This window comes from Alistipes sp. CAG:268 (assembly GCA_000434235.1).
GTDB lineage: Bacteria > Bacteroidota > Bacteroidia > Bacteroidales > Rikenellaceae > Alistipes > Alistipes avistercoris.
Genome location: FR891965.1, coordinates 1 through 7,684 on the forward strand (window position 1 = coordinate 1; position 7,684 = coordinate 7,684).

4 protein-coding genes and 1 tRNA gene are annotated in these 7,684 nt (G+C 59.1%); 1 reads left to right on the forward strand and 4 read right to left on the reverse strand.

What is annotated here, in order from left to right; translation table 11 throughout:
- The first annotated feature begins 138 nt into the window (after window positions 1-138).
- Complete coding sequence (locus QZL63_RS00340) at window positions 139-1,734, forward strand: fimbrillin family protein (protein WP_022307365.1); 1,596 nt, start codon at window positions 139-141, stop codon at window positions 1,732-1,734.
- A 213-nt stretch (window positions 1,735-1,947) separates the two neighbouring features.
- On the opposite strand, the gene QZL63_RS00345 is transcribed toward QZL63_RS00340, so the two are convergent.
- The 4 genes from QZL63_RS00345 to QZL63_RS00360 all read right to left on the reverse strand — a co-directional run.
- Window positions 1,948-2,020, reverse strand: a tRNA-Phe gene (locus QZL63_RS00345).
- 212 nt (window positions 2,021-2,232) lie between these two features.
- The gene (locus tag QZL63_RS00350; protein WP_022307366.1) at window positions 2,233-3,030 is read right to left on the reverse strand and encodes a hypothetical protein; all 798 of its coding nucleotides are present in this window, start codon (window positions 3,028-3,030) and stop codon (window positions 2,233-2,235) included.
- A 32-nt stretch (window positions 3,031-3,062) separates the two neighbouring features.
- Window positions 3,063-4,703: a RagB/SusD family nutrient uptake outer membrane protein gene (locus QZL63_RS00355; RefSeq protein WP_022307367.1), complete on the reverse strand. Its 1,641-nt coding sequence runs from the start codon at window positions 4,701-4,703 to the stop codon at window positions 3,063-3,065.
- 15 nt (window positions 4,704-4,718) lie between these two features.
- A partial coding sequence (locus QZL63_RS00360) for a SusC/RagA family TonB-linked outer membrane protein (RefSeq protein WP_369677297.1) occupies window positions 4,719-7,684 on the reverse strand: 2,966 nt, incomplete at its 5' end.

A 7,684-nucleotide genomic window follows, 5' to 3' on the forward strand; every position in this document is an offset into this window, starting at 1 on the left:
GCACAGATGTTACCTGGGCAGATGCCGTTGATGCCATGAACAGCGCCTTGCAGAGTGCCGGTTCAGAGTGGCGTTACGAACTCACCGGAGAACTGCCCACACTAAAGAAGGAAGAATAATCTCTAAACAACACGCATCATGAAACGAACAACCATTCATATATCCGCAGCCCTCGCCCTGCTGCTCGGCATTGCCGCCTGCACGCAGGACGAAGCGGGCTTCCTGCCGGAAGGGGCGGAAGGCACACCCATCGTCTTCACCGTCACGGGGCTGAACACCGCGGCGACAGCCGCCGCCGGCACCCGTGCCCCCGTGGACGGGAACTGGGAGGGCGTGCAGAGCGTGGCAGTCAGGATGGACGGCACGGTGAAGGCATACAATGTGACGCCCTCCACCTCCGACAACACCAGCGCCACGCTGACCTCCGATGAGCCGTACTACTGGACCAACCACGATGACATCACCGTCACGGCGTGGTGGCCCTACACCGCTGGCGAGACAACCCCGCCTGCCGTGGTGGTAAAAGCCGACCAAAGTGCCCGGAAGAACTTCGAGGGCAGCGACCTCATCGTGGCCGAGGAACAGACGGTGAGCTACGGCAACCCCACACTCCGCTTCACCCACCGCACGGCGCGGGTCACCGTCGTTCTGACGGACTACACTGAGGAGCAGATTTTCGTGCGGCTGACAGGCCTCTCCACCGAGAATGGAAACCCGACTGTAATCGCCCCGTATTATGACAAGGGCGGCGACACCTACACCGCCCTCGTCGCCCCGCAGACGGTGGCGGCGGGCACGGCCTTCATCACCTGCGCTTTCAACAACGGCAAGGTCTTCGTCTATAAGATGCAGAACGATACCGACTGGAAAGCGGGCGAGGAATATACCTACACCGTCTCCCTCGCTGCGGCAGAAGACCCGGGCTACACCGTGTCGGAGGACGGAAAGACCTATACGGTTTACAATGCCAACGGCCTGCTGGCATGGAACGAAGCCGTACAGAAAGATATGACACTGAACTGCACCCTTACCGCCGACATCACCCTGCCTGCGGTGGCCGACGGCGAAAGCAACTGGACACCGATGGGCACAGACTACGACCCATATAACCCATACACCGGCACTTTCGACGGTGACGGACATACCATTACGGGGCTGACCATCAACCTTCCGAATCAGTGGTGTGTAGGACTGATTGGCTGTCTCGGCGGCAAGGTGCAGAACCTGACGCTTGCAGGGGCGAAAATTAACGGCAGCTACTATGTCGGCGGCGTGGTGGGAGTGAACTTTGGTTCCATGATCGGCTGCACCGTCTCGGGCACCGTCAAGGGGAATAGCTTCAACGTCGGCGGCGTGGTGGGATTCAACAGCGGTACCGTGACCGGCTGCTACGCCACGGGCGATGTCTCCGGACACAGCGATGTCGGCGGTGTGGCGGGACGCAACTACAACGGCACCGTGACTGGCTGCTACCATGCTGCGGGCGAAGTCTCCGGAAACATGAATGTCGGCGGCGTGACGGGATACAGCTCCGTCTCCATGACTGGCTGTTACTGGAGCAACAACCTCGAAAGAGGTATCGGCAACGGCAGCACTGAGGGAGCCACGAAGGTGGACGGCACAACCGTTACCTGGCAGAACGCCGTTGATGCCATGAACGCCGCCCTGCAGAACGCAGGCTCAGAGTGGCGTTACGAACTCACCGGAGCATTGCCTACATTGAAGAAACAGTGAACCGTCGGGCGGGCCCCAAATCGGAGCCCGCCCTTTTTCGTACCGGCAGGCGCCCGTTCACACCGACAGCCCGAAGGAGTGGACAAAATCGGGCCGGAAAGGGATCTCCGCATCCGGCCAATCTTCACAACTGTCGTATCCGTCAGGAGGGGGGGGGCAAGAAAAAGCCTTGATTCCGTTTAGGGATCAAGGCTCTGCTGCTTTTTGTTTTTGTGGTACCACCAGGAATCGAACCGGGGACACAAGGATTTTCAGTCCTTTGCTCTACCAACTGAGCTATGGCACCATCCCGATATCGGAAGTGTGTTCCGTATTATCGTGGTGCAAAGGTAACCATTTTTTTTGATTCCGCAAGCATCCGACGCAAAAAAATCCTTTTTTTCTCATTTTTTGCCCCGATACCCCGCTTTGCACCTCCCCAAGGAACGAAAACGAACGGACGGTCGGGAGCTCCCGACCGTCCGCCTGCAGGTTACGTGCCCAACCGACATCCCTGCCCTATTGGACGGGATCCGTCAGCACGAACTTCTCGTACATGGTACCGAATGTTCCGGCAGAAACGTTGTAGGCCATGTTGAAATAATAGGTCTGCGTCTCCGGATCGTAGTAGCTCATCACATCGGCGCCGTCGGTGGTGACATAAACCGGACCGTAGGTCTGGTGATCGGCTCCGACATATTGCTCGGCCACGGTGATCTTGCCCGTCGCATCGCACGTGAAGAGCAGATCGACGCCGCCACCCCAGTTGGTGATCTTGTACGACGTACCCGAAGCATAGAGCGACAGACCGGGATCTTCACCCGAGAAAAGTCCGTTGTAATAGAAGGTGCCCGTTCCAAGGAAATCCCACACCGTCATGTCGATGCTCAAGACCGACCATCCGCCGTCGTAGGTGACATAGGGATTCGAGTAGCGCACGTCTCCGATCGAGAGTTCGAGCGTGTAGTCTCCCGAGGAGACCTTATTGACCTTGACCTCAAGGGCCGCCTTGTTTTCACCAGCAGCAAACTCGATCGTCGAGGGGCACTCGAAGGCCTCGCTGCGCGAGAAGACCGTGAGAGGAACCGTGGCGGCCTCCGCACTGTTCAGGCGCATCACCTCCACGGTGAAACTCAGATTATCGATTTCGTCCGACATCACGTCATAGGTCGTCGGATTCGAATCGGCGAAGTAGACGTCCATGCAATCCGACGGCACGGGCTCGCTCCACGTAAAATCATCGTCGTCCGAGCACGAGGCCAATCCCGAAAGGCATGCCGCGAACAGGGGCAGATATACTGATTTGTTGAATTTCATACGTTTGGTTCTTTTCGATTAAACGGATCTTGTTATTCGATGACATTGTCCACCGTGTTCGACGGATCGGGGTTGTTCATGCCCACCAGCGCCGAGTTGCTCTGCCATTCGGTACGCGGGATCTGGAGGTTCCACCACGGAGCGCGGCCGTCCACCTCGAAGCGGTAGCTGTCGTCGGGGCAGTTCGAATTGGCCAGGTGGATGCCCAGTGCAAGACGCTTCTTGTACCAGAAGGCGATGCCCTCACCCCAGAACTCGATGCGGGCCTGCAGGCCGATCTCCTCCTGAAGCTCCTTGAGGCTCGAGGCCGAGAAGCTGTACGACGGCTGACGGTAGGACTGCATGAAGCTGTTGAGTGCATTGACGCCCTCGGAGAGGTTCTGTGCGCCGAGCGCCTCGGCCTCGATCAGGTACATCTCCTCGACACGCATGAGCGGATGATCGACCGCATTACCCACGGTATAGGTCGTGTAGTTGCCCTGTCCGGGACGGAACTTGATCGAAGCCAGCGGCTTGAGCGTATTGGCGAAGAAGGTCTGGTAGTCCGGGCGGCAACTCTTGTAGTCGTAGTAGTCGAACAGTCCGGGATCGAGCCACGAGTGCTTGCGGAAGTCGTCGTCGGCGATCTCCGCATAGAGGTTCGAGTTGATGCCGCGGCACACGGACTTGCCGTAATTGGTCCAGTCCTCCTCGGTGGACATGTGGGCGATGAACGAGTAGAGGTTGTGGACGGTCTCCGAGGTCTGGACGGTACACCACATCCACGAGTTGTTGCTCGTCGAGCTGTTGAAACCGGTCGTCGGATCCTCCCACTGGGTCTGCGTCAGCGGCGAGTAGCTGCCGGCCGTGATCGCCTTGCGGGCGTAGTCGGCCGCCTTCTGGTAGGCTCCGTCCACACCGGCAGAGCCGCGCTCGAGGTAGGCACGGGCCGCAATACCGTAGACGACGCTCAGGTCGGGCATCTTCTTCGACGTGCGGGCGTAGTCAGCCAGCATGCGCTCGGCGCGCTCCAGGTCGGGGAAGATCACCTGGTCGTAGACCTCGGTCACCGTAGCACGCGGATTGCTCTTGGCCTGCTCCTCGGAGGTGTTCTCCGTGACGATGACGCAGGCCAGGTCCTTGATGTTGTCGGGAATCGTGTAGTCGTGCACCTGCGAGCCGTTGCACTCCTTGGGTTCGAACAGACGCACCAGGTCGAGGTAGAACTGTGCGCGGAACGCAAGCGCGATGCCCAGATAGCTCCGCTGGTCGGAGTTGAGGCTCTCCTCCGGAACGGCCGAGAGGGTCGAGATCACGTCGTTGCAACTCTTGATCCACGAGTAGTAGTTGTACCAGAACTGATAGCCGGTGACATAGTCCTCGCTCAGGTAGAGGTTGCACATCCAGTTGGCGAACCAGTCGTAGCCGGTGTTCCCCAGCACGACCATGTCGCCCGTCATGCAGGTGAGCGAAACGTTGATCGCCGGGTAGCCGAAGTCCCAGGCCTGCGAGTAGTTCTGGGCATAGAGCGTCAGGGCGCCGGGGATGGCATTCACCATCGCGTCGAGGGCCGTGGTCGATTCGGCGACTTGGTCGGCCGTCGCCCCGTTGGTGGGGAAGGTCTCCTTGATACAGCCGCTCAGCGAAGCGGTCGCCACGGCCGATGCGATTATGTATTTGAGTATGGTTTTCATTGTGGTCTGAAGGAATTAGAACTGAACATTGATACCGCCCGAAATCGTCCGGATCGGAGAGTAGTTGGCGTAATTCGTCGAACCGGAGTAGCTGTAACGGGGATCGAAGCCCTGACGGCGCGACCAGTAGTAGACATTGTCGCACGCCAGGTAGATGCGCAGCTTGCCTACGCCGAACTTGCGGGTGAAGGACTCGGGAAGCGTATATCCCACCTGGATGTTCGAGATGTTGAGGTACGATGCATCGAGCAGGAAGCGGTCGGAGGTGCTGACGCTTGTGTTGTCGCCGTACTGGAAGCGCGGAATCGTCGTCGAGGGATTCTCGGGCGTCCACGACTTGAGGATGTCCTTGTTGAGGTTGCTGCCGGCCGACGAGCTGTAAGGCGAAGCCATGCCCGAAGCGTAGCCCGAGTCATAGCTCAGACCGCCGATCTGGTAGGCGAACGAAGCCGATACATCGACACCGAAGAACTGGAACGAGGTGGAGAAACCGCCGTAGAGGTCGGGAAGGGCCGTACCGCAGAGGTAGTTGGTCGCCTCGGAGTAGGTGGTCGTCGTCTCACGCGTGACGTTGCCCTCGGCGTCGGTCACATCCTTGTACCACATCGACAGACCGGTCGTCTGATCGACACCCGCATACTTGGGGATGTACCACGTGTAGTAGGAAAGCCCTTCGCCGACGAAATAGCTTCCGTTAGCATATCCCTCGTAGCCCTGCGCCGTGGTCGATTTACGCTCGGGAGCCAGGTAGGTCACCTTGTTCTTGTAGTGCGACATGTTCAGGGTCAGATCCCAGCGGAAGTTTTTCGTCTGAATGGGGGTTCCGTGAAGCGTGATCTCGAAACCGCGGTTGCGCATGTCACCCACGTTGTCGTAGTAGCCCGAGTAGCCCGACGACGGAGCCACGGGGAAGAAGAAGAGCATGTCGGTGGTCTTGCGGTTGAAGTACTCGACCGTACCGCCCAGGCGGCCGCGGAGCAACTCGAAGTCCGCACCGATGTTGATGTTCGTGTTGGTCTCCCACGAGATCTCCTCGTTGCCCTTCGTGGTGAAAACGACCGACATCTCGCCGCCGGAGTTCTCGATGTTGTAGTAGTCCACGTAGAGGAAGTTGCTGATGTTGTCGTTACCCTGCGAACCGATCGAGGCCTTGAGCTTCAGCATGTCCACCCAATCGACATTGAACCACGACTCGTGGTTGATGAGCCATGCGGCGCTGGCCGACCAGAAGTTGCCCCAGCGGTGGTCGGGGTGGAAGCGCGACGAGGCATCGCGACGGTACGAACCGTTGAGGATGATCCGGTTGTCAAACTCATACTCGACGCGGCCGAAATAACCCTCGTTGTTGTACTCGGTCGTATAGGATGCCGCCCCCTGCGAATCGACGATCGAGCCGTTGAGCTCGAGGTTGCCGATCGAGAACATCTGCTCCTTCGTACCGCTCAGCACGTAGTTCTTCTGGTTGTAGAACTCGTGTCCGACCATGGCGCTCAGGCGGTGCTTGCCGGCGAAGGTGTGGCTGTAGTTGAGCAGCTGCTGGGCGTTGATCTCGAACGTGCGCTGCGTCTGCACCGTCACACGGCCGCCCGCATTGGCAAACTGGCCGTAGTAGGGGTTGTACATCGAGTTGAAACGCACGTCATCGAGGTTCGTACCGATGTTGAACGTGGCGGTCAGATCGCTGAAGAGCTTCACGTCGGCAAAGGCCGTCCCGGTGAACGCATTGCCGTTGCTGAGGTTCTTGTCGAGCTGCACGCCCTGCAGGGCGTTGAAGTTGGTCATGAACGGACGCGACAGACCGGCATTCATGCCGTCGCCGTAGTCGTACATCTTCAGCCCGTTCTTGTCATACATGATGTTGCCGTTGCCGTCACGGACGTAGACCGGATAGATCGGAGCGGCGTTGTTGGCAAAGGCGAAGATATTGGTCGATCCGGTCGATCCGGACTCGTCGCTGAGGTAGTTGCTCTCATAGTGCGAGTAGCTGGCATTCGCCCCGACCTTCAGCCACTTCTTGGCCTGATAGTCGGCACGCAGACGGGCCGTGTAACGGGTATAGCTGGAACTGGAGACGATACCCTCGTTGTCCAGATAGCCGAGCGAAGCATAGAAATTGGCCCGGTCGTTGGCCGCCGAGATGTTCACGTTGTACTCCTGGCGCAGCGACGTGCGGTAGGCCTCATCGACCCAGTCGTCGGGAGTCAGGTAGTAGTCCTGTCCGTTGTAGGTAACCTTGCGGCCCAGCGTGGCGTTGGGATTGATCTTGCCGTTCGTACCGATGAACAGTTCGCCCTCGGGCACCGTGTAGACCTGATAGCCGAGACCTCCGGCATTGCTGCTGGTCAGCAGCTCGTTGGCGCGGATGGTCGAATCGTAGGACGAGAAGCCGTTGCTGCGGTAGTAGTTGTAGAGCGACTGGTAGTAGGCCTCGTAGTACTGGGCCGGATCGTCGATGTTGTCGTAGAGCTGCGTACCGCGAGCATTGACGCCCCATTTGGCGTCGAGCGTAACGATAGCCTCGCCCTTCTTGGCGCGCTTGGTGGTGATCATGATGACACCGTTGGCACCGCGGGCGCCGTAGAGGGCCGTCGATGCGGCATCCTTGAGCACGGTGAGCGACTCGATGTCGGCCGTATTGATCAGGTTCAGGTCACCCGAATAGGGAACGCCATCAACGACATAGAGCGGCGTTACGCCGGCCGAGATCGACGAAAGACCGCGCACCAGCACGGTCGGCGTGGACGAAGGATTACCCGACGAGCTGGTCACCTGAACACCGGGAATGGCACCGGCGAGTGCCTGGGCGACGTTGGTGACCTGGCGTTTCTCAAGCTCCTCGGACTTGACAACGGCGGCCGATCCGGTGAAAGCCTCCTTGGTGGTCGTACCGAAGGCAACGACGACAACGTCATCGATGCTGGTGGACGACTCCGACATCCGAATGTTCAGGCGACGTCTTGCCGCCGACGGCAACCTTCTGC